General features: G+C 56.4%; 21 protein-coding genes. 12 read left to right on the forward strand and 9 right to left on the reverse strand.

The genetic code is table 11. The annotated features are described in order from the left end of the window. Positions 1-46: 46 nt before the first annotated feature. On the forward strand, positions 47-331 hold the full coding sequence (locus tag CUJ91_RS18315) for a PAAR domain-containing protein (protein WP_114156773.1): 285 nt from the start codon (positions 47-49) through the stop codon (positions 329-331). Positions 332-970: 639 nt separating this feature from the next. On the opposite strand, the gene CUJ91_RS18325 is transcribed toward CUJ91_RS18315, so the two are convergent. From CUJ91_RS18325 to CUJ91_RS18335, 3 genes are all read right to left on the reverse strand, one after another. Beyond that, positions 971-2,005, reverse strand: coding sequence for a phosphotransferase enzyme family protein (locus tag CUJ91_RS18325; protein WP_114156775.1), 1,035 nt, complete (start codon positions 2,003-2,005; stop codon positions 971-973). A gap of 756 nt (positions 2,006-2,761) precedes the next feature. Beyond that, positions 2,762-3,712, reverse strand: a complete 951-nt coding sequence (locus tag CUJ91_RS18330) for a dienelactone hydrolase family protein (protein WP_114156776.1) — start codon at positions 3,710-3,712, stop codon at positions 2,762-2,764. A gap of 138 nt (positions 3,713-3,850) precedes the next feature. Next, a complete protein-coding gene (locus CUJ91_RS18335; RefSeq protein WP_153067637.1) occupies positions 3,851-4,345 on the reverse strand; it encodes a hypothetical protein in 495 nt (164 codons plus the stop codon). 414 nt (positions 4,346-4,759) lie between these two features. On the opposite strand from CUJ91_RS18335, the gene CUJ91_RS18340 reads away from it, so the two are divergent. From CUJ91_RS18340 to CUJ91_RS18380, 8 genes are all read left to right on the forward strand, one after another. After that, positions 4,760-5,563: a lipid II flippase Amj family protein gene (locus CUJ91_RS18340; RefSeq protein WP_114156778.1), complete on the forward strand. Its 804-nt coding sequence runs from the start codon at positions 4,760-4,762 to the stop codon at positions 5,561-5,563. A 77-nt stretch (positions 5,564-5,640) separates the two neighbouring features. Beyond that, positions 5,641-6,165 (forward strand): P-loop nucleotide/nucleoside kinase family protein, encoded by a 525-nt coding sequence (locus tag CUJ91_RS18345; protein WP_114156779.1) that lies wholly within the window; start codon positions 5,641-5,643, stop codon positions 6,163-6,165. Positions 6,166-6,178: 13 nt separating this feature from the next. After that, entirely contained in the window at positions 6,179-6,442 is a 264-nt protein-coding gene (locus CUJ91_RS18350) for a hypothetical protein (protein WP_114156780.1), read from the forward strand. Between the two features lie 29 nt (positions 6,443-6,471). After that, positions 6,472-7,182, forward strand: a complete 711-nt coding sequence (locus tag CUJ91_RS18355; protein ID WP_114156781.1) for an H-NS family nucleoid-associated regulatory protein — start codon at positions 6,472-6,474, stop codon at positions 7,180-7,182. A gap of 760 nt (positions 7,183-7,942) precedes the next feature. Next, entirely contained in the window at positions 7,943-10,579 is a 2,637-nt protein-coding gene (locus CUJ91_RS18360; RefSeq protein ID WP_114156782.1) for a UvrD-helicase domain-containing protein, read from the forward strand. Positions 10,580-11,013: 434 nt separating this feature from the next. Further along, a complete protein-coding gene (locus tag CUJ91_RS35205; protein WP_341868940.1) occupies positions 11,014-11,148 on the forward strand; it encodes a GIY-YIG nuclease family protein in 135 nt (44 codons plus the stop codon). A gap of 261 nt (positions 11,149-11,409) precedes the next feature. Continuing rightward, positions 11,410-12,375, forward strand: coding sequence for a DUF2971 domain-containing protein (locus CUJ91_RS18375; RefSeq protein WP_161966584.1), 966 nt, complete (start codon positions 11,410-11,412; stop codon positions 12,373-12,375). A 106-nt stretch (positions 12,376-12,481) separates the two neighbouring features. Next, complete coding sequence (locus CUJ91_RS18380; RefSeq protein WP_153067638.1) at positions 12,482-13,930, forward strand: PIN-like domain-containing protein; 1,449 nt, start codon at positions 12,482-12,484, stop codon at positions 13,928-13,930. 139 nt (positions 13,931-14,069) lie between these two features. Here the strand turns inward: CUJ91_RS18380 and CUJ91_RS34025 are convergent, their stop codons facing one another. The 3 genes from CUJ91_RS34025 to CUJ91_RS18390 all read right to left on the reverse strand — a co-directional run bounded on the left by CUJ91_RS34025 (position 14,070) and on the right by CUJ91_RS18390 (position 15,902). Continuing rightward, entirely contained in the window at positions 14,070-14,378 is a 309-nt protein-coding gene (locus CUJ91_RS34025) for a hypothetical protein (protein WP_153067639.1), read from the reverse strand. A gap of 61 nt (positions 14,379-14,439) precedes the next feature. Next, positions 14,440-15,638, reverse strand: a protein-coding gene (locus CUJ91_RS18385) for an IS3 family transposase (RefSeq protein ID WP_167450682.1) whose coding sequence is annotated in 2 segments (ribosomal slippage) — positions 14,440-15,323 and positions 15,323-15,638 — 1,200 coding nt in all. Because the reading frame shifts where the segments join, the coding sequence is not laid out codon by codon here. Between the two features lie 72 nt (positions 15,639-15,710). Beyond that, a complete protein-coding gene (locus CUJ91_RS18390) occupies positions 15,711-15,902 on the reverse strand; it encodes a hypothetical protein (RefSeq protein WP_114156788.1) in 192 nt (63 codons plus the stop codon). A gap of 672 nt (positions 15,903-16,574) precedes the next feature. On the opposite strand from CUJ91_RS18390, the gene CUJ91_RS18400 reads away from it, so the two are divergent. Both CUJ91_RS18400 and CUJ91_RS18405 read left to right on the forward strand, forming a co-directional pair. Further along, positions 16,575-17,039: a hypothetical protein gene (locus CUJ91_RS18400; protein WP_153067640.1), complete on the forward strand. Its 465-nt coding sequence runs from the start codon at positions 16,575-16,577 to the stop codon at positions 17,037-17,039. Positions 17,040-17,104: 65 nt separating this feature from the next. Beyond that, complete coding sequence (locus CUJ91_RS18405) at positions 17,105-17,737, forward strand: hypothetical protein (RefSeq protein ID WP_114156791.1); 633 nt, start codon at positions 17,105-17,107, stop codon at positions 17,735-17,737. A gap of 247 nt (positions 17,738-17,984) precedes the next feature. On the opposite strand, the gene CUJ91_RS18410 is transcribed toward CUJ91_RS18405, so the two are convergent. Next, positions 17,985-18,623 (reverse strand): SEL1-like repeat protein, encoded by a 639-nt coding sequence (locus CUJ91_RS18410; RefSeq protein WP_114156792.1) that lies wholly within the window; start codon positions 18,621-18,623, stop codon positions 17,985-17,987. Positions 18,624-18,899: 276 nt separating this feature from the next. Here CUJ91_RS18410 and CUJ91_RS18415 point away from each other — a divergent pair, with 276 nt between their 5' ends. After that, entirely contained in the window at positions 18,900-19,631 is a 732-nt protein-coding gene (locus tag CUJ91_RS18415) for a DUF6710 family protein (RefSeq protein ID WP_114156793.1), read from the forward strand. Positions 19,632-19,987: 356 nt separating this feature from the next. Here CUJ91_RS18415 and CUJ91_RS18420 read toward each other — a convergent pair whose 3' ends face one another. Continuing rightward, positions 19,988-20,806 carry an HNH endonuclease gene (locus CUJ91_RS18420; protein ID WP_114156794.1) on the reverse strand — a complete coding sequence of 273 codons (819 nt, stop codon included), beginning with the start codon at positions 20,804-20,806 and terminating at the stop codon, positions 19,988-19,990. Positions 20,807-20,974: 168 nt separating this feature from the next. After that, complete coding sequence (locus tag CUJ91_RS18425; RefSeq protein ID WP_114156795.1) at positions 20,975-22,960, reverse strand: coiled-coil domain-containing protein; 1,986 nt, start codon at positions 22,958-22,960, stop codon at positions 20,975-20,977. Positions 22,961-22,965 lie beyond the last annotated feature (5 nt).

The raw sequence follows: 22,965 nt of genomic DNA on the forward strand, positions 1-22,965 counted from the left end.
TAAGACGCGTTGTCGACAACTCGATTCAGAAAAGGGAAGCAAATACATGAACCGCCGGTTCATCCTTAAGGGCGACAAGACGGACCGTAACGGCCTGGTGCTAGAGGGCATTGCTGACTCATCCTTCGACGGCCGTCCGTTGGCCTATCTTGGCGCTGCCGTTTTTTGCAATACCTGCGGAGCCGAGGGCCCCATCGTCGGCGACGGCTCACCCCGAACGATGACAGTGATGGGCAAGCAGGTAGCGCTGGAAAACGACCTAAGTCAGTGCAAATGCGAGCCTTTGCCGAAACTCGTGGCATCGCAGGCAACCGGAACATTGTTGACCTGAGAGTCGCAGAGAAAGTAACAAACCGGAGGGAGCGACTATGTTTCGGATGCTGCCAGCTATGAACCTTCGCCAACGCCTGGCCGTCTGGTGGTCATGCCTATGGCGGCAGTTGCTATTCACATTGCCACTCTGGGGCCTCGGTCTCGGGCTCGCCGCCACATGGGTATTCACGCGCGAGCGCCCGCACCATCATTGGCTCGCCTCCGTATTGGCCGCATTGGCGGTTGTCCTGCCAATCTGTTTCTTCGCCTCTCTCCCGTTGATTGGATACACGGCGCGCCGAGGTTTTGCTGTGCAGGGGCTAGTTGCACCCGAGCGTCTGACGTTCTGGCAGGCGGTTATGGTCGGCCTGACAACGGCGGGATGGTCCGTGGTTACAGGAATACCACTGAATCTGCTAATTTCGCCGTTTCGCGGTACGCATTACGGCCTACCGGCCCACTTTGTCGTCTTCCTCACTCAGATAGCGGCTGCTCTTTACGTTGTGCTTCCAAGGCAAGCGCGGAGGCTGCGTCTGTTGAGCGAACAGTCATGAAAAGCCCATGCGGGTCACAAGCGACTTCCTAGCCATACGGACGAAAAACGGCAAAGGAATCTCCGCCATCCGAGTACTGACTGACGGACGCAAGAACGGTGAAGCTACCCGCCTGTTACCTGTTTCGATAGCGCCTGCCATTTCTCGAGTAGTTGAAACATCATGCGAAACCAATTGTTGGGTAAATTCTGAGTCCCGACGTACGTGGCGTGGCTGGCGTATTCACCCAATAACCAGAGCTGGCGTATTGCTACGAAAGTGTAGATTGCATCGAGGTCGGGCTCCGCGATGTCAGCGACCGACCGATAACCATCGAGAAAGGCGTTCCACATTACGCCAACCTTTTCGTCCGGCTCGCTCAAATTACCTTGCAGCAACCTGCCCCAGAGATACACGGCCAGGTCGTAAGCCAGGTAACCTGGCCCGCTGTCGTCGAAGTCGAAGAACCATGCTCTGCGATGGCCATCAGCACTCTCGCTGACCAGCGTGTTGCCGCCATGGCAGTCACCGTGGCATACGACCTTCGTGAGCGCGGCTCCCAGAATGCTATCGGCAAGTGCGGCGGCAGCGTCTGTAAAGTCGGCCTTGAGTGCCGAATCTAGGTGCCGGAGCGCTTCGATGCGTGCGAGCGGTTTCGAAATCAAGTGGCCGGCGTCCAGCGTATATCTACTCGCGGGGCCGTCATAGGTGCACGCGGCAACATGGATTCTCGCCAACTCTGCGCCGGTCGAGCGCACGTTATCCGCATCGTCGCCAGCTGGGTCACCTTCGAGATAGTCGAAGAGCACGAGCGCGCGTTTGCCTTCCGGTGCGGGAATCTCCGCTGCAAACGTGTGGCTCCGGGTTTTATAAGAAGCGGCGACAGCAACGCCGTTGGCTTTCAGGTGCTCCAGCAAGGAAAGCTCGAATGCAATATTCGCCTGCCCACGCGAACGCAATGCGCTCAGCCGAGCAACACGACGGCCGCCATTGGCGAGTCGGACCTCGTAGACGTCGTTAAAGCCGCGGCGGAGGAGACTGCAGTCTTCAATTGGACCAATCGGAAACTCGCTCTCGACAATTTGGCCGATGCTCCGCGCATCAACCATAGACCGAACGATACAAACGTCAAGAGTCCCTTCTCTGTTTGAGAGGTTCATCGCTAGTGTCCAGGAAGGCGGTTAAGCCTGAAAATATCGCCCTTAGTGAGTGGGACGACACGCTGCGTTGCCACGAACGGGGCCGGAGCATCGCTGGTCAACCTGCGTCGGCAAATGGAGCGAAGTGCACTTGCGGCCAGCATGCGACGACGTCCCGGATGAGTTCGAGAATTGAGCATCTTGCGAAGCACCGTCGCTGTCTGCGGAATATGTCATGGAAGCGCTACTGACTCATCGGCACAGCCGAGCTCATTGGTCGTTCGGAATACATGGCTGATGCAGCGGGTCACGACTGCAGACTGCTTCAGTAGCTTCACATTTAGACGCGACAGATAGTAATCGCTGAAGACGCACTGGAAATTTAGGCGCGTACTTTCGCCGGCTATAATGTTTTTTCCTCTGGTAACGATTGCGCTGATTAACACAGCGCCGGAGCCCATGCACTCGCCGGGGCTTGCAGGCAAGATACGCAAGGTGCTGCGAATTGTCCCGGTTTGAGTACGGCAAGTAAGAGTGTAATCTCCCGTGGGTAAGACTCTGTAGCCGCGGGGTACAGCGGTTCGATAGTCAGAGCTGTTCTGCTCATACGCCATGAAACTTACCAGCGACCGACGCGCGTCGCACCTGTACTGCGCACCGAGTTCTGTCCAGTCGGCGTGTGATGCAAGCGGAAAGAAAAGCGTGACAATCACAGCAAACTTCGAAATCCAATCTGATGTCATAGGTTTCGTGAAGTAAATTCTTCGGCGGGGTCTGTCAGTATTGGGCGGCTTGCCTGCCGCGGCTCGGTGCATCACTATCGTGACCGTCGATTGATGGCAACACGGAAGACACAAACTTTTCAAAGCCTGGTTCCCATATTGGAATGGCGCTGTCAACAGCGAACATCCCGTGTCCGTCGCGGCCAAATGGTTGCTCAATCACGAGCTGCCCAGTTCCGCCCGCCGCCTGGAAGGCGTCGAACCACGTTCGAACGACATCAGGTGAAAAATACATGTCGTTTTGTACGTAGTGCCAGAGCACTGGAACACGTGTCGTGGCTGCAAAATGGCCGATTGCGTCGGCCATTCTTTCCGGCGCACACGGCTCTCCGGGATGCGTAGCGGGACGGCCGCCGCGCCCGCCCGAGAAATTGACCACCGCGATTAGACCTTTGGGAGCGTAGCTTGCCGCAGCTAGTGACGCGAACCCACCTGCGGATTGGCCAACCAGAATCACTCGCTCCCGGTCGACTTGCGGGAGTGTGTCTGCAAAGTTGACGGTAGCTAGCAGGTCCTTCGCCGCCTCAGCTCCGGCCGCTTCGAAATCGGGCGCACGGCAGGAGCCAGTGTCCTCGGCAAACGTACCACCGGTGGCTCCATATCCACGTCGTATTGGAACAATAACGGTGAATCCCATGCGGATAAACTCGCGAATCTGCGCGAGCTTGCGATATCGCCCAATCTTTATCCTGTCATGCGCATTGGGCGGATTGCCATGGCTGAGAACGATGAGGGGAAACGGGCCGGGCCCATCTGGCATGTAGGTCGTAGCGACCAGCTCACGCTGGCCTATGCCGAAAAGGCCCTTTTCTGTTGTTGGTACCGCGACGACGGTTTCGTGCAAATCGGTCGCAATTGGGTCCGATTCCGCAGCGTCAGCAACGGGCAAATGCAAAAGAATCATGACGCTCACAAGCTTGGACAACGTACGCAAGCTGGTTTGCATAGCTCCTCCAGTGGCCGGCTACCCCGCATTGTCAGTAGCGGTTGCGGCGAGTTTCAGAGCGGTACTGCGCGCCGGGTAATCCAGACAACGCTGTGCCGGTCGTTCCATGCTACGAAGACACTGCTCGCAGTCCCGAGGCTATCTGGATATCAAAATGACCTGAACTCCGTCGTCATTCACATCAAACGTCGCGTACGCAGAGTCGTCCAGCGCGTACTGATATCCCTGCATGACAAAAAATGCGGGGTAAGGCTTCTTGATAGGATTGCCGAGCCTGGACGTAATCTTCCGTGCGTCGTCGCCCAGTTTGATGCCAAGAACGTTGCCACTGAAAGGTGCGTCGATGCGAATCGACTCCACAGTTCCGGCCGCATTGAAGAATGCCCAAACGCCTTTTGTTCGAAGATGCAGGACAGACCTACCCTTGTTTGGGTCAGGGATACCGGGGGGTAGAGCAGCGTTTCTTACCATCGGCTCAGTCTCCGCAGTTGTCTTCAGTGCGGTCTTCGCCGTCGACAGGTCGTCTCCCAGTTTGAATCCCAAGTCGGGAAGCGGAATTGTCTGCGCCGCAGCCCACTGAGCTGACGCAAGAGCCGTAAGCACCGCAAGCTTCGCCATGGTGTTTCTTGTCATTTTTGCTTCCCCGTCCGTCTTGCGGCTTGTGATATTGGAATTGCTTTTGAGCGTACTAAGTTTTCTCTCGCAATAAGAGCATTTGAGGCCCTAATTGGTCAAGCAAATAAAAGGAATGCCGCGAAGCTAGTTGTAAGCGACAGAATGGAGAACGTTAACCTAATTGGTGGCTGATACCCGGTTTTAGGAACGTGCTCTTCTTGCAATGCTAATTTGATGTTGCGCTGCTTCCCCGCGCTGGCATATCCGGAGTCGTGCGCACTGGTTAATGTGCGCATAGCAGTCACGGCAGGTATTTGCCTGCAGGGCTCTACCATTCGCCGACTAAGCTCATCTGCGGCGAACAATGTGCTGTTTCGCGTGGCCGCACCTGTCCGGTATAGTCGAGCTAGCGATAACTCCCGAAGCGGTTCCATGGACGCTCAACTGCTGATTATCTGTGGACTTACATTTGTAATCCATGTCATTGCAACGTTGGCGTATGCGGTGCGTATCGCCGGCGTCCGCACTCGCCGGATTGCAGTTTCGTTCTCCCTCTTTGGAATCATCGCCCTCGTGTCTCGAACGGCCAACTCGGTTCAAGGCCCATTCGTCGCAAAGCGGGTGGAGCTCGACATAGCCTGGCATCTCGAACACGGCCTTCTTGGCGACTTTCGTCTTTTTCTGATAACGGCGACCGTGGCAACCATTGTCGGCACGTTGTTGATACCGACGTTTCAGCGATACTTCAGCCGCGCCGTCGAGCACTTCCAGACACATCGTTCGGTTCCACGCCTGCTGCTTCACGTGTTCAGTCGGGGAGGCATCAACTATCTGCGCGATGGCGCTCGCTTTCCTTCGGGACGAAACGTCGCGCAGCTCGCAGCCGGTATCGGCGTTCCCTGGACCGTGATTGCGCTGAATGTATTTGCGATGGCCGTTTGGACGGTCGGTGTTTTTGCCTCACTCTACGCAGGTTACATGAAGCCGGAACTGAGGGTGACCTGCGCAAACCTGTCTTCCGTCATTAACGGTTTCGCGACTGTGGTGCTCGCAGTGGTCATCGACCCGCAAGTTTCCGTAATGACGGATGATGTCATTGAAGGCCGCATTACCGAGAACAGCTTTAGGCGCGCTATTACGGCACTTTCCGCGGCGCGTGTTCTCGGAACACTGTTTGCGCAGTTTTTACTTGTACCAGCGGCGCTTGTCATCGCGCGAGTTGCGGAACTCATTTAGCCCTTGTAGTTTGAGCGATTTCACTACCACACACTTAGTAGTGTGAATGACTTTCCCCGTTGTCAGGAGCGTAGTAGATGCTGATAGCCTTTGCGGGACTACCGGGGACTGGAAAGACAACGGTAGCGCAAGCGCTTGCCCGCAAGCTCGCCGCAGTGTACCTGCGCATCGATACTTTCGAGCAGGCATTCATAAAGTCCGCGGGCGGTCAGTTTGCTATCGGGCCTGCCGGCTACATGGCCGCCTATGCAGTCGCGGCCGACAACCTGCGCCTCGGTTTGACTGTCATCGCCGACTCGGTTAATGCACTGCATGTGACTCGTCGTGCATGGACAGATGTGGCGCTTCAGGCAGGTGCGCCCGCGTTGCAAGTTGAAATCGTCTGTTCCGATGTGCTGACGCATCGTCAGAGGGTGGAGGGAAGACGGGCCGATATCCCTGACCACATGCTCCCGAACTGGAAAAGCGTGCTTGAACGTCAATACGACCCGTGGAACTGCGAGCGCCTCGTAGTCGACACAGCCGTAGTTTCCGTTGAGCACGCCGTCGAAACAATCGAGCGTCACGTGTCGAAATCGTCTCCGAAAGCCCTGAATCGCTAGGCTCGCAGCGACCATGAGAATTGAACTGACGGATGACCGCGATGTGCAGCACGACGGTTTCGTTCTGGCGCAGCTTCGAGCGTATAACGCCGAGCTCGCGATAAACGACTTTGCAGCGCTGCGGGTGTTTGCACGTGACGCTGGCGGCATCATCGGCGGTTTGCCTGCTGATACGTTCTGCAGAAACCTGATGTCTATTCGTCGGGCGTTCAATCGTGGAATCGCGTCGGCCCTGTGGAAGGCAGAACTAGCCGACGCGCTTATCCACATGGCATAGTGCAGGCAGTTCAATGGGAGAAACGACAAATGGCGACCTTAGAATCCTTGCAAGCAAAAATCCAGAGGCTGCAGGCGCAAGCCGATGCGCTCCGCGCGAAAAAGTCGAGTGCTGTAATCCAGAAGATTAAAAACTTGATGGCAGAACACGGACTAACGACTGCTGACATCGATGCGCACACTGGCGGCAAAAAACGTGGACCCAAACCGGGCGCCAAGGCTGCAGCCAAAGCTCCGAGTGCAGTAGCTTATTATCGCGACGCGAAGACCGGCGCGACTTGGTCAGGGCGCGGCCGTACGCCCCGATGGATAGCAAACGCGAAGGACCGCAGTAAGTTTCTGGTCGGAGACGACGCCGCAGTGTCGACTCCTGCTATCAAGAAGACCGCGAAGGCTGGCAACTACGTCAGAGGCCCGCAGCCGGCGCTCTATCGTGACCCAAAGACTGGCGCGACGTGGAGTGGGCGTGCACGCCCGCCGGCTTGGATTGCTAACGCGAAGGACCGTACCAAATTCCTAATTGAGGGTGCGGCCGCAGCCGACAAAAAGCCGGTGCAAAAGGCTGCTGCCAAGAAAGCCCCGACGGCGAAGAAAACTGTTGCCAAGAAGTCCGCGAGCGCGAAGGTGTCGGCGAACAAGGCCTCGGCCAAAAAACCTTTGGCGAAAGCGACACCGCAGAAGAGCGTAACCGCGGCCGCTCCGGTGGCCACGGTCAAGTCGGGCGTCGAGTTGACGACCTAATCGTAGTTGTCAGGTGCCCGGTGGACCAGCGATTTGTGGGTACACGGGAAAAAATGCGAACGACCGTTGCGCCGGACCGCTTGAAGTGCGCGCTCTACTGTTGAGCTCGCTGTTGCACGTGCCGCTTGGCAGGGTGACAGACCATCGCTCCTTGAGGCGACCCGCGCGTGCGCCGTGTCCATTCTTGTGAAGGGTGGCGTGGTTATTATCAAGGCGGAGTTTTTAGAGTTCGGTCACTCAAAGGCTGTATTCTTCGGACGTGCTGTTGTCCGACGTGGTTCCGATAGCCGCACTATTCTTGATGCGCCCGGCAATCGTGCTCACGCCCTTCGTGGTTGCAGCGTTCATGTTCGCGCCAATCGTCGCCGTACGCGGCAGCGACCGCAGTGGTGGGAATACAACACGGGCAGGCGGCGGTGCATTGCCGAATTCGACGGTACAGCTCGCTACTATGTGAGCATCGGATGGCCGCGCGAGTCCTTATGACCTTGCTCTGAGATGATGGACGGAAAAGCTAGCGTCTGCGACGAAGCGCAAAAGCGTTGCACAACGCTCAGCAGAATTTCTCAAGTTTTGCGCTATGGTGCCGAAAAGACATTGGTGAAAACCGGAATCTTTCATTGCGAGCATCATGACCGAAGCATCGACGCTTTCCGATGGCTTAGCGTCGTGACTTACGCTGGTGAAAAGGCCCCGCGCGTCATGCGGACTTCTTCTGGCTAGCGAGATGTCAGCTATAACTGAAATATAAACCACAAAGATGAAGTTCGCGACCGACAAAGACTTTATGCAGTCTCTGCAAACCTTGACTATCAAGGGTGGAAAATTCGGACGAGCTGCCGCTCAAGTGATAGGCGTCCTCAGACTATCCCAAAGAAAGACAGAACTGGCGGAAGTGTTTGCGGGCCTGGTTACAACAAATCACGGCGAGTCGCGGATACAGCACTGTACGAAATACGACCTTCAAGGCAGTTGTCGCCTCATTACCGTCCAGCATGACGGCATCTGTCTTTTGCTGTTTGCCGGCGACCATGAAGGCTGCGATGAGTGGTTGGAAACAAACAAAGGAAAGCGTTTCCATTTGAAGGAAACTCAAGATGGGCGGATTATTCAGTCGACACGTGTCACCGAGAGCGTAGCGAACGCCGCAAGCCGATTGCAGACCGTCTCGGATTTCTCTACCGGAGCACTTTGGGAAAAACTGCCGCTGCGCTACTTCGAAACCATGACGGTGGGGCTCGCGCCCGAACTGGTGGCCGAACTGAAGGCCATTTCGTCCATTGTGTCAGACGAAGAACTTGTTCCGCTTGCCTGCCAGGCTCCGACTAGCGGACAGAGTGACCTGCTCTACGATGTGTTCGACCTACTTCGTGGTGGATTCGTACAAGAGGCGAAAGCCCGTGTCGACCGATTTGAAGGGAGCGTAGTGCCCCTTGAGAACGCGAGCCCGGCCGCGTTGGAAACAGCTGTCTCCGGCGATGAAGTGATGTTGGTCGAAGACGTTGACCCCGTCCTGTTTGAACATTTCGTCAAAACTGCGTCGTACGAGAAGTGGATGATGTACCTTCATCCCAGCCAGCGTGGATTCGCGAACAAGGACTTCAATGGGCCGACGAAACTGACTGGCGTCAGCGGGTCAGGCAAAACATCAGTGCTGATTCACCGAGCAATCCGCCTCGCTCGCCTGTATCCGAATGAGAAGGTACTGGTACTTACGTTGAATCGTGCATTATCACGGATGATTCACGACCTAGTAAGCTTGGCCTTGGGCGACGGTACGCCGCTGAACTTGGAGGTGAAGTCATTTTGGGAACTGTGCCGAGAGAAATTGGCTGGGATTGAACCACATAACCACCTCTTGTACACCGACAAGACGGTGGCGACCAATCCCTTCGCGGTTAGCGAGTACATCGATGACATCTGGGCCGAATATTACGAACAACGGAATAACAACCGCGACGCAAAGGTTTTAGCGCCGTTACATCGCACGCTGCTGGTGCGCAGCATCTATCCTTGCGACTATATCCGCCAGGAGTTTGACTACTTGCGCAGCGCACTCGCACCGTCTGAGCGGGAACAATATCTTGCCTTGGAACGGGAGGGGCGTGCGATTCCTTTGGAAGAACGCTACCGCCGGTGCGTCATCGATGGACTCGTAGCATGGGAGCGGAAAATGACCGATGTCGGCGCGGTCGACTATCTCGGCCTCACGACTGCTCTCTACAAACACCTCGAAAAGCTGGAGCCGTCCTATCGATGCATCTTGGTCGATGAGATGCAGGACTTCGGCTCCGTCGAATTAAAAATTGTCCGGAACTTGGTCCGGCCGGACGTGAACGATATCTTTCTCTCAGGCGACCCAGCACAGAGCGTCCTCACAAAGTACCACCGGCTTTCAGACGCGGGAATCGACGTCGTGGGGCGTTCCCATTCTATACTCAAGAACTATCGTAATAGCCGAGAGATTTTGAACGCCGCCTCTGAGCTCTTCAAGCGCAACAAAGATATGTTCGCGTCTGCTCCAGGGATTGAGATTCTGGACCCTGAGTTCGCCAATTTCTCATCTTCTCCGCCGCTCCTTCTGACCGCGCCTTCACTGAAAGACGAGGTACTGTTCGCCCTCGGACATCTTCATGCTAAACACAATGACAGCGTTAATCACTCGTTTAAGTCGTGCATCGCAGTCTGCGGGCTCGCACAGTCCGAGCTTGAGGACCTTTCGAGGCAAATCTCTCTGGACGTTTTGAATGGGGACACCAACGTCGTCGCAGGCAAGGTCTTTCTGTCCGATTTGGAGCAAACGAAAGGATTTGAGTTCGACTCCATGATTATTCTTAACTGTGCCGCCGCGGCAATTCCGCATCCGCACCTCCCTGCGGAAGAATCGTACCGGGAGCTCTGCAAATTATACGTGGCAATGACTCGCGCGAAGCGGGAGCTCATAATCTCCTACTCGAGAGAAGCGTCGGCCTTTCTTGGCAAAGTTGTTGACCTCTTCACAATCGGTGAATGGCATGACTACGCCGATGCACGCGAACAAAAGACCCTCAGAATACGGTCAGGACGATTTTCCGCAGAACCGGTTTTGCAAAATTCGGAGCTCGATGGCGAGGCCGTCCTCATGTGTCCCGAGGCCGTTGGATTGTCCAGCGCGGCGCAAGAAAAGCTGACCCAGCTCGTGGCAGGAAACAATCGCTATCGAGGAAACAAACAGATTGGGTGGAAGACATTCGATTCGTTTTTCGAGTCGCTTCGCAAGTCACCCGCGCTCCACACGACAAACTTCGTGAGCCGTGCAATGTGGGATGAGTATGTTGGTCTGCACGGCCGCTTAGCGCTTCGCTCGGTCGAGCCAAAGCCAGCGACGGGTCGCCGAATTCTGACTCTGAAGCGCTAACGTGCCGCACACGGACAGATACCGCAAGTCCGAGTTCGTCCCGAGGGCCATATTACTAAATGTGTCGAAAAGAGGTTCAGGCGAGCAATCAGGTCTCGCCCAATCACGCCTCGGGTCGCCGTCAAAGCATCCGCTGCCCGAGCACATCAATAGGGCGTTCCGCCTCAATCTGCAGTCTGGCAGGCGCGCTATTTGAAAGCACAACGGTCGCAGTAGAGTCAGGCTCACTGCGGGGAGCGAAAAGCGATTACCCGTCAGTCCAGCATGATGTGACTGGGTCCCCTGGAGACAAGGCAGTGCTGGTTGCAACCAATGAGGGGTGGATGCACGAGCGCCTGTTCAAGAGCAAGGGCGGCTGATTGAGCTCTTCGCATGTGGACCGAGTTCGGGAAACGGGCGACGCTACCATTTCATTTGCATCCGATGTACAAGCGATGACTTGGTTGGAGAACGCGCCGGTCCTAGAGAAAACGCTTCATCGCAAGTTCGTGGAGGCCCAAGTGAACAAGGTGACTCCTCGTAAAGAGTTCTTCCGCGTGGGTCTCGCCGACCTCCGGGAGACAGCCTAAGACATGGACCTCGAAGTCTCCTGGACCAGCACGGAAGCTGCGACCCAGTATCGGGAAAGTTTCGCGATAGTGCGTCGAACTGAGGCCGACCCAGCTATGCTGGATAAATGGTTTTCGGCAGCACACTGCATACGAGGCAGCGATAGGTGAAGACGAAGGCGCATCCGTCGAGAGCCAGGACGTCGCTTTTTGACAATGAGTGATGCATTCTTTAACAAAATCGCAGCCGGAGGGCGGCCTGCAAATTTAGGAAGGTTGGCCATGAGTGAAGTCACATTGCGGGAGATTCGTTCGCTCTTGTCAGAACGGACCGTGCGAGGAGAGAATTTTCCGGCGACCAAGCCGCTCATCTCTCACTACTGCTCCACATCAACACTCGAATCGATACTCAAGTATCGCCAAATCTGGTTCTCCAATCCGTTGCTCATGAACGACCTTGAGGAGCTTCGGTTCGGCATGCTGACTGGCCGTGAAAGGTTCCGTAGCAACGAGCAGTTGAAAGTCGCCTTGGGTTCGCAGTCCCGTTACAACGACTTCAAGAACCTCTTGGAGAATCTTTTTGATGGCTTTGCGAAGGAGGGCGCGTTTGACGTCTATATCGCCTGCTTCGCTCAACACCGGCGTAACGACGATGACGGTCTACTGTCAATGTGGCGTGGCTACGGGGCCAACGGAAACGGTGCATGCATCGTCTTCGATACCAGCGAGCTAAATGAGGTGGATGAGTCGCCTCTAATCATTGGCAAAGTCGAATACGCGAGCCGCAACGAGCGCATTGAGTGGATAGACGGCATCATCGCAACATTTGCTGAGATTCTGCAAGCGCACAGCGTCCCCGACGAGGAATTACGGTTCGCCTCGTGGATACTGTTCGAGAGACTGCTGATTTTCACGCTGTACACAAAACATTCCGGATTTCACGAGGAGCAAGAATGGCGGATTGTGTATATGCAGCATCGAGACCAAGAGGGATTGTTGGCGAAGATGCTCGACTATCATATCGGTCCGCGTGGTGCTGAGCCGAAGTTGAAATTTGACATCGCACCCCTTAAGGGCGTGGCGGATGAAGCGGTGTTAATAGATAAAATAGTCCACAAAATTATTTTGGGGCCGACGTCCGCCGCGGATATTCATCGACTGTCTGTGGCACGCATGCTGGAACGCATCGGACGAGGAGCGCTTGTGCCGAAACTGCTGTCGTCCACGATTCCATACAGGGCCGCCTAGGCCGTGCTCAACCTAAGAAATTTACGCATATCGCTGTAGCGACGAGACTACTCCGGCTACCCGCTCGCTGTTGCTATCGGCAACCAAATCACCCCAGAGTATAAAAATGCGCTCGAGCTTTTCAGGCTATTACCCGCCTACTGCAGATGAGCTTTCGCAGCTTTGGCTGGAAGGTACGATTGTTCTTGACACCAATGTCCTGCTTGACCTTTATCGCCTCCCCCAATTGGGTCGCGAAGCACTATTGTCGGCCTTGGGGCGACTCAAGGGTCGGCTGTGGATTCCGCATCACGTCGCTCTTGAATACCAACGGCGTCGCCTGTCAGCAATTTGGAATGAACGGTCAGAAACGGAAAAAGTTTTGACCAGCTTTAGTGCTACGGTAGACGACGCCCGGAAGAAACTTCAACGGCTAGAATTGGAGAAGCGGGGCATCGATGTCGACGTGGACGGGATGCTGTTGGAACTCGAGACAGCGAATGCCAAAATCGTCGAAGCAGTGAGGAAGGCGCACAACGAGCAGATGGATATCTCATCTCATGACCCGGTACGAACAGCGCTGGACGACCTGTTGGGTGATGGGTGCGTAGGCACGGCGCCGGAGAATCAAGACGGGCTGGATGCGCTCGTGCGAGACGGAGCACAACGCTACGCCGATAAGATTCCTCCCGGGTATCGAGACGCTGGAAAGGCCAAGAACCCGGCCGACGCACACTTTCTTTTCGATGGATTAAAGTATGAGCGCCAATACGGCGACCTCATCATCTGGCGTCAGCTTCTCGACCATACAAAAGCGAGCAAGACGAAGTTAGTTCTTTTCATCACATCCGATAGAAAGGAGGACTGGTGGTGGGAGGAGCATGGCCGAACTCTTGGTCCTCGTCCTGAGCTAATTCGCGAGATTAAGGCCGTCGCAGAAGTGGAACATTTCTGGATGTACACCGCAGACCAGTTGCTTAAGCACGCAGCCAGTTACCTCGGCGCAGAGGTCTCGGAGCAAGCAGTCACTCAGGTCGAGGGCATATCTCACACACGGGAACTGATTCAGCGGGGGGCTAGACAAAGAGAAGGCATATCCGCCCCCAACTCGCCGGTCGAGCAAGCCGGCGAGTGGGCAAAGTTCGCTTTTTTGGAGTGGTTGGAGAAAGAAAAAGAGGGTGAATACTCTGCGCAAGCAATAGGTTTCCCCGACATACTAGGAGTGGATACAGAAGGCGGCGCACACGGGTATGAAGTTAGATTCATCAAGGCACTTGAGCGAACGCCGTTCCGGCGGTCAGTTGAATTTGCCTTGGCACAGGGCTACGCTGAGGTTAGTCAGGGGAAACTCGACGCCTTTACGGTGGTGGTGGTTCTGGAATTCAATGAGCAGTGGATGGTCGTTGAGTCCGAGGAGGCTCGAAGAATACGTAAGGTTCTGTTCAGCCTTGTTCGCAAATATCCACTCTGTTCTGCTCTCGTGGGTTTTGTAGGACGCGATGGATTTTCCGCAGTGTCACAAATCGATAGCAGCGTCATAGGCAGCGACTACGACGCCGACGGGTCGGCTCGCTGACAAAAAATTTGATGACTTCAGCGTCCATTGCACATCCGAGCAGCCTGACGGGCTGCCCGGGCGTGTGGGTGCTAGTCAATAGACGTCCACATTGCGGACGTTGCACCATCAGCCCGCTCCGCGTAGATAGTCAGGACGTTCATTGCCATAAAGCCCGCGTCCCCCAATGTCCTTCGCGTGACTGAACAAACTCCACCTCCCGGCTGAAAATTAGCTTGATACCGCAGCTGTTTGCGCCTTCCAACAGCTCTTGTGCCATCGTTTCGAAGCGCGGAGCCAGTTCGTCGAATGAGTTAGAACTGTTCGCATATTCTCCGGTTTCGAATGCCGCGATTTCTGCAATGTCTTTTGCTGTTTCGAGTAGGCTTCGTGCGTCACCGAAATCATCGTTGCGCAGTGAGTTACCTTCTAGACATCGGTACGCCATGGCTCCAGATACCATTTTCATGAACTGGTCGCCGGTATCAGCAGCTGGAGTTGCCCCTGTAACTGAGGACACGCGGACACCGTTAGATTGATGACTTCGCAGCACGCCTGAACTCGCGAGGCGAGCGATATTTCAGTGCTTTGTGTGGGTGGCGCTCATTGTAGTGTTCAAACGCAACGGCCAGACGCGAGAGGGCCGTTGGCGCGTCAGGCTTATCCATATAGGCGACGTAGTTGTGCTTCATGGTCTTCACGAACGACTCAGCCATACCGTTGCTCTGTGGCGAGCGCACGGGCGTGGTCAGCGGCTGCAGGCCCAGTTCGCGCGCAAAGCTGCGCGTGCGATGGTCGATGTATGCGGAGCCGTTGTCCGTCAGCGATTCGATGGGCTGCGCGGCCTGCGTAGTGCCGAAGCGCTGTTCGACGGCAGCGAGCATCACGTCGCGCACCACGTCGCCGCTATGGCCTCCCGTTGTCGCAGCCCAGCTAATCGCCTCCCGGTCGCAGCAGTCCAACGCGAACGTTACGCGCAGCGGCGTGCCATCGTCGCACCGGAACTCAAAGCCATCGGAGCACCAGCGTTTATCGCTGCGGTCCACGGCAACTCGACCGTCATGCCGCCGCGTGTCTCGCCGCACGCCGGGACGACGCAGCAGCAACTGGTGCTCACGCATAACCCGATACACCCGCTTGTGGTTGATGCAAGGCGCGCTGGTCTGTTCTCGACTACGGCGCAGCAGTGCCCAGATGCGTCGGTAGCCGTAGGTCGGTAGGTGCGCGACGTGGGCCTGGATTTCCTCGACCAGTTCAGCGTCGTCGGTCGGTCTGGCGCTACGACCATCTTGCCAATCCGACGAGCGAGCCTGTTTTGCTGCTACACCAGAGCGCGCCACGCCGAGAACTTCACAGACCGTTTTCAATGGTCGTCCCCCGGCAGCAAGGGCGAGCGCGCAATCAGGTTTTTTGAGCGGCCCCATTCCACGGCTTCCTTCAGGATTTCGACCTCCATCGTCTTCTTCCCGAGTAGTCGTTGCAGCTCCTTGATTTCCTTGATGGCTGCGGCGAGTTCTGATGCCGGCACCACGGTCTCGCCCGCTTTTACTGCCGCCAGACTGCCTTCCTGATATTGCTTGCGCCAGCCGAACACCTGGTTCGGGTTCACGCCATGCCGTCGGGCAACGGCTGACACCGATGCGCCGGGTGTCAGCGTCTCCTGCACGATGGCGATTTTTTCTTGCGCCGTGCGCCGCCGACGGCGCTCCGGCTCACTCAGAATTTCGATGGGTTCCACGTAATGACTAGGCTTACTGTTAGACACAAGACTATCCGTTATTTTAAGAGGGTCCTTGTGTCCTCAGATACGTGGGGCTGCTCCAGCAGCGAACCCAACACCATTTTCGTGTTGCGTGAGCAAATCGCCGGGCGCGACATCTAGGGTCAACGCCAGTTTGATAATCAGCGCCGGCGCGGCGAGTTCGAAATCCTGCAGCCGCTTCACGTCGCGGAAGGCGACTTCTGCTTTGCTCGCTAGCGCTGCGATAGTCATGGCCTGCCCTGTGGCAAGCGCCTCGATGCGTTGGTAACTTGCGCGTGCATGCCAGGTCGAATTGGCTGCCGGTACCCCCAACAGCGAGCAGAGCTTCCGATACGTTACCAGGTAGCGCCTGACGGTAGGGCAGGTAGCGCTGGAACACTGACTTCAGTGTCGGAGCGGCATCGGCTTTCTTTGCCTCGGCATCCTTGCCAGTCATGTCGACCCACGCTACCTCGACGCGGAAACTTTCATCGCGTCCCTCGAAATAGAAGCTGCCATGTTCGGCGCGGAAACTGTCGCATCCGGTTGCGTCAAGCATGAGAAACAACTCGCGCTCATCAGAGACGATGCGCGCGATGCGGCTTACGCCTATGTTCGCAGCCCACGAAAGCCCCCCGCCTCGTACCTAGCGCCAATCCACGGCACAAAAATCACGTTTGTCACCCGGTATGTCATGTTTGGGCAGCCTGGTTCTATTATCCGGTTGACGCACCCACACACCGCGGAACGGTAATTCTGCACGAACCCGCGACGGTACGGAAATAGCCCGGGGCCGCTGACCGCAAGCAGGAACGGTTCGTTGGGAAGGCGCTACTCTTGTCGGCGGAGGGCCGCTTATTCAAGTCTGCGACGTAGCTGCCGATATTCAGAGTGCCGTTTTTGCATTCAAACCGGAAAAATAAAATGCGCACTCTGGTCTCCGCTGTCGCCGCTGTGTTGGCGCTCGCCAGTCTTTCTGGATGTTCAACGACTCAAAACGTCACTGCTGGACCGCAGGTAAAGAATTCTCCGATGACAACGGCGTGCTTCACGGCCCATGGAGGCAGGTCGGCGGATATGGACGCAGCCATACAACGCAACCTGGAAAACCACGGCGTGTCGGTGTCGGTTGCCCCCGCGTGCGACAAAGCAGACATGAACGTCACGTACAGCGACAGTTGGTTTTGGGACATCGTCATGTACCTGCGGTCGATGGACATCCGTTTTTACAAGGCGCCAAACGGCGGTCTCATCGCGTCCGGGCACTGGAAAAATTCGGTTTTGCATCAGTTTCCAAATGCCGACGGCGTCGTCCAAGACTTGATGGATGACATATTCAAGCAAACGGGCGAACCCAGCGCCGTCAGGACTAAAGCGGCTTCTAACTAGCTTCTAAGACCCTGGCGCGCGTCGCTCCGTTTCGTTCAAGCTAGGCGACGGTTGGCAGGTTGCTGATGATTCGCGAAGATGCTACCGACAAGTTTATGAGAATACGAGCTACTATTTCGGCTGCGGCTCTTTTGTTGGGAGTGGGCCTTGCTATCAAACCCCTGGTTGCGGCTGAGTACGTTGGTGCGGCAGCGACCCTTCTGTGCGGGATTTTGGTCGGCGCGGCGGTTATGCTGGGCTTCATCGATTCTTTGCGTTCACCGTGGTGGGACGCAGGTGCTGCCCTCTGTACGGGTCTCTCGATAGTATCGGTGTTCTCCGAAACGCCCGGCGCCGACTTGGAAAGGCAAAAAGTACAGCTGGAAATATGGCACCAGAGCATGAACATCGAATTCGGACTGTTCGGACAAGTTAAAGGAAGCTCAGCCTTTAACGTGGCCGCCCGCAGCGCTTTCCGAACATGTGCGCTACAGGGTACCGACGACATGATGTCAACGACCGTCGCTGCTGAGAAGGCCATCCAGCTCGGTCCCACAAGTTCATTAGTTGACGCGTCAGTACAAAGTGTCAGCACAGACAAGTCGCCCCCGGATTGCCTCTCTTTGTTCAAGGTAATGTACCGCGAAAATCCTTCGCCGTTCTCGACCATTGTCTCTGAGCACGGACAGTGGTTGCGACAACATGGAGTTATCGAATAAGCCGTTGCTTATGTTGGGTAGCGGAGTTGCGCATTCTGCCGCTGCGACCAAGTCGGAGGCCGTCGCGGAGAAGCCCGCGACAAAGACAGTGTGGCGAAGAAGGCACTGACGAAGAAATTGGTTGGCGCCAAAAAGATGGGCGCTAAGATGAATGTCGCGGCCGCGCTGGAAGCTGCTGCGTAAACGACGTGAAGGCGAGCGCCTAGAGCTCGCTTTTCGTTGCGTCATCACGCGCGATTGGCGTCGTTTACCTCGAACGCGTCCGCAATGCGTCGAGACGGGCAGCGCATTTTGCGTTCGAACCACCGCGCTTATATGCCTGTGCTGCCTTAGTGCGGTCGGGGAGGAGGTCGCCGGGAGCACTTCTGTCCCAGTGACCCTCCCAGTACAAGCCCAAGTTGTACGCGGCGGCCCGGTGCCCAAGCTCCACCGCCGTGGCGTACATGCCCTTGGCCATCTCGAGGTCGGCGTCCATGCCGCGGCCAACCCGCGCACTGTCCGCAAGAGCTGCTGCCGCCATGCCGCGCAGCGGGTCGCTCGCCGTATCGTCCTTAAGCACATCGCCCAGAATGAGGTGTCCGCCTTCGTAATCCGCAGGACCACCTGTCTCGGTGACAAGAGACAGCGCAAGCGCGACCCGAAGGGAGGGGTGCCGGCCAGGGCCAACCCGTTCAAGCAGTCGCCGGCCGAGATAAGGCGCGCCCAACAACGAGCTTGTCAGCAGGCCGTTCGCAATAGCCGCGATAGATTCAAGTGAAAGAAATCCGACCTTGTTTGCCGATACAACGTGCCGGAAGAACCTTTCCACGTCGAGCGACGGGTCGCATTGGCGAAGTTGCGCCCACTCGTGTTCAATCTGGCTAAACCAGCTGGAATCTACGGACATCAGATTTGGCGCCCCGTGGTGAGTGATGAGGGCGATGATACCTCACCGCTACTGACGCCGACGTCTCAGGCATGGCGACGCCGCATTCGCCGCTGCTCGACTTAAAGAATCGAATTTTGGTGCCGTAAGACAGAAGGGGGCAAAACCGGCTACTTCGGCCACCGTCGAAACCGATGTGCGGGATGAATTCTTCGGATTGTAAGTCCCGACAAAGGTTGATTGTTGCGTATGGCGTGTGCGCCTGAGTTTTTGAGCTTGTTACCAAAAAAGGAAAGCATGAACGTTGCTAAATTCAAGGCGTTGCTCCGTGGACATCTACGCCTGTCGAAAAGGAAATCGTCCATAACGCATTTCCAGAACGTCATGGAGATGGCACGGGACATCGCTGAAAAGAACCCCGCTGCGCTTTACGACCTCGTCAAGGTTCTACTGCGCCCGGTTCAATCGGCGGCGCTGGTCGGCGTCATCGAGAACGCTGCTCATGAGGCGCCGGGGAATATCCATCCGTCGACGTTCTTCTTCGATGACCGCCGCATTCAATCCATTGTCTATGGCATTGGCAAGCAACTGCCCGCAGAAGATTTTATGGTCAGGCTTGCGACCGACGTTGTATTGCCGTGGCCGTGGAATAGGCAGCGCATCTCGAGCGCTTTGGCCTTCATAGGGAAGGGAAAGCGAGCGGGAGAGTGGAGGCAGGATTTCGGAAATCATCAACTGATTCTCTGGCTTCCGTGGGGAATCACTTTCGTCGGCGGTGGAAACCATTCACTCGCGGTCGGAATTGTCGCTGGCGAAGGCGAATTGATTCCCGGAGAGGTACACGACATGTCGGACCTTCTCAGGCTTATCCACTGTGACGGGCAGCATTTCCGAGAGACTGCGACGAATCAGATTATTGCGACGGTCAGAGACGAAAGGGTTGCGGCCGTGTTTGAAATTGGCCGGCTTATGTTGGCACACGGCTTGGCGCCAACCACTCTCGTCCGCCCGAAGTCGCTCGTGTCATAAAAATGACCATGACCCGCCAAGCCTCTAAGTGGTGGGTCCTCAACCAACTGGCGTCGCCCAGGTTCCGGCGACCTGAGCGCAGGTGAAGCCTTCGAATTGCGCTTCACCGCCGTACGTCACGCCGGTTGCCATTTGCGCCGCCAATGCCGGTCGCAACCTTTAGTGTGGTGCCTCCATAGGAGGCTTGCGTAGATACGTCGTCGAAATGCACTCCGTGTTGATGCCATTTAGGTCTCGCGCCCGGCGCCAGACCTGTCACGGCCTGCTGAGCATACGCCACCGATAGCGACTTTCGGCGTTCAAATGTATAGCCGCGGCAGGTAGGGCTCCCCTTCGTTCCTGCAACTCACCAAAGTCTAGTGCTTGCGAAATACCTTGTCGCGATGGTAAGCGATGTATGAGTTGTGACAGTCGGTCACAGATGCCAATTTCCAGTCGGGTCGCACGCCAAGATGCGACCGAGCCGGGATGGGCAGCAGTTCACTCACAATCACTTCGCCACTATCGCAGAAAGAAATCCAGCCTCCATCGAACAAGGCATCTACGTGTGGCGCCAAGAGGAGGCCGTTGAAAACGTCCAGTCGCTGCACATCCGTATCGCAGGCAGCCCACGGTCGAATGTGGGACGCCTTCAGCAATGGAATAACATCGAGCTGCGTTACAGCGCACTGGCCTTGCCAGTATTCGATGAGGCCGCGTCGGAAGATGTCCTGGCCCACCCGCTGGATTACCAGTCTTTCAGCTTCAGTGGAAGCAGGCAAGTCAACGGTGGCAGCCCGAAACTGACCGAAAGTCTCGTTCGCTAGGACGCGACACAGGCTTGCTGCGCGAAGCAGCACGTGATGGAGGAAGTCATAGCCTGTCACGTTACTTGCGACTATGGGCCACAGCCCTTCCTGCTGCAGGACGAGAAGCGAACAGTCTTCCGCCACTGTCTTTCCCCACGTCAAGTCTGAAAACTCCACGCGGTAGGTTTGGGCGGATTGCTGTTCAACGCCAAGGCGTTGGGAGAAGGCGCTTGACCGAAAGACGAGCCAGCTTCCTTCACGCGTCAAAGTAATGTCGAAACCTCCATCAGACGCGGCCTTTTCGACACGAGTTTGCTCGAGAATGTTCCACTGAACCGGAGACGGCGGTACCGCATCGAGACTGGAATATCCGACTGTGTCATTCATATCGAGCCTCGTGCGGGCGCCGACTTCCCTACGCGAACGCTATGATGTGGCCTCCACAAACCAAGAGGTGTCCAAGACAGGCTACCTAGTGCCGGAACGGGTTGGAACGTGTGCAAACTATGCATGAAGCCTCCTGTCTCACCGCTATCAGGCGCCGCTTGGGACTGGCTAAAAACTTAGCGTTCCCGGCCCGAGTCGTCGCCTGAAAAGCAACCCTTCATCGGAGCCCGGTTGCAGAACAAGCGTCAGGTGAGCGTCCGTCTTGAGAGCTTCCGGGGGCGGAGACGTTGTGGTTACAATATATTGGAAAGGCACGGTACCTTGGATGGTGGACAGCTCAAAAGCTGCGTCAGCCACGGTCGACAGGAACTCCCGATAAAGGCGCTCGCTCATGTCGGCCTCACGTGGGCAGTCGTGAACCAGAAAGCCCGGATAGTGACTCTCTTCGGTGGTTGCAGAATCAATCAGACAGGTGATGTCACCAAGCAAGACCTCGAGCACTTGGTACGCTTCACCGCCGAGTGCGAGCTCGAAAAGTCGGTCATCCGAATCCGGAATGAACCGGCCCTGGCCAGACTCCCCGAGCAGGCGCGCGGCGACCGTTTGAGTAAGCCGATGCAAAGTGGTCGCTCGCTCCGAGAGCTCGTGGTCTCGCCTGAGCAGTGCGGCTCGTTTTTCGTTCAGGTCTAGCGCCTGAAGGTCTCGTTGCGTCCGACCTCGCTCCAACGACTGCGACGCGAGACCGTTCTCACGGGCCAATGCGCGAGACTTCAAATCATCCCAAAGCTCCTCGAGAGAGTTTCGTTGTGCCTCGCTTGTTCCCTTTCGTACTTGGAGCCGACGAACCTCTACGCGCCTCTTGTGGACAAGTGATTCTTGAGTTTCAAGTTCTTCTCGGCATTCGCTCTCGAGTCGGCTGGCCTCCTGCAGCTCGAACAGCCGCTGTGGCTCATTTGCCTTTGTCGCACGCTGATTGATAAGCTGAGGCAAGTTGTACGTGCTGCGCCTTGTCGAGATATGGTGACAATCTGAAAACTCGACCTGGCCCAAACGACATAGGCCTACGAGACTATTTAACTCCTGACGCTCGGTTAGCAAGCGCGTGTATTCCGCTTGATTCGCGTCAAGTAAGGCCTGAGCGATTTCCGTCTCTTTCGTACGCAAAGTGAGTTCTTGCCGCAGTTCACCAAGGTTGACAATTAGCGGTGCAATCGCATCTTCTAACCGTTCGGACTCTCTGTCGACTTCGGCCTCGTAAGCCTCCGCCCTAGCCTTCAAGTCGGCTACTATCTCCTCCAGCGAAGGTCCTAAGATGCTCGTAAAGATTGGGACGTCAGCGCCAGCGCGAAGCCAAGTGCGGAGTCGCGCCTCGACGTAAGTCAGCCCATAGGCCTGCTCGCGTTCTAGCGAGAGCAGTTGCTCCTCGAGGCGCTTGAGCTCCGTCTGAGATGACTCCACCTCGCGAATGAGGCGGTCTCCCTCAGCCTCGAGAAGTCCTAGTACGGCTCGCACGAATAGAGGCGGGTCCTGTCGAGAACGGCGAAACCCGAGGCCGTCGCCATCCCGCCAGTGGAAAAACCCGTCGAATCGCGTTTTTTGGTCTCTAACGCACCACGCCAGTAAGTGCTTCCATTCCAGGGCTTGGTTGCTTCCCGGGAGCGAGGTCGCAGGGAGCCTTGCTATAAAGGACTCGCTTAGGGCTGCGAGAAACGATGGAAATCCGCCCGGCATTGCCTCTTCTGCGAACAAAGCTTCGAGTTCGCAATCGACTCCTGCTGTCGAATGGCTATTAGTTTCGTACGGCCTGAACACAACCCAGGCTATCCCATCAATATGAATCTTTGCCGCGACACCTCCCCGTGGGAAGGACGCCGCAGCTTTTTCGCGAAGTGCGGCGATAGAGGGGGCGTCATCCCCCAAGCAGTAGCGAAGCAGCAAACAAAGGGAAGTCTTGCCAACCCCATGACCGGCGCTGGCCAGCCCAGACGCGTCGCTGGATTCGGGCTCCTTGGCCCAGACTATGTTCACGCCCGGGTGCAGGTCGACTTTACGGACGATGGCCAGCGGCTCCTTCGATTTAACGAGCCATAACTGTTCAACCCAAAGCCGAGGTAACTCCCTGGTCGGCGGGTACGCCTGTAGCCAACTTCCCATCGCTC

It is taken from the genome of Paraburkholderia graminis (assembly GCF_003330785.1).
GTDB lineage: Bacteria > Pseudomonadota > Gammaproteobacteria > Burkholderiales > Burkholderiaceae > Paraburkholderia > Paraburkholderia graminis.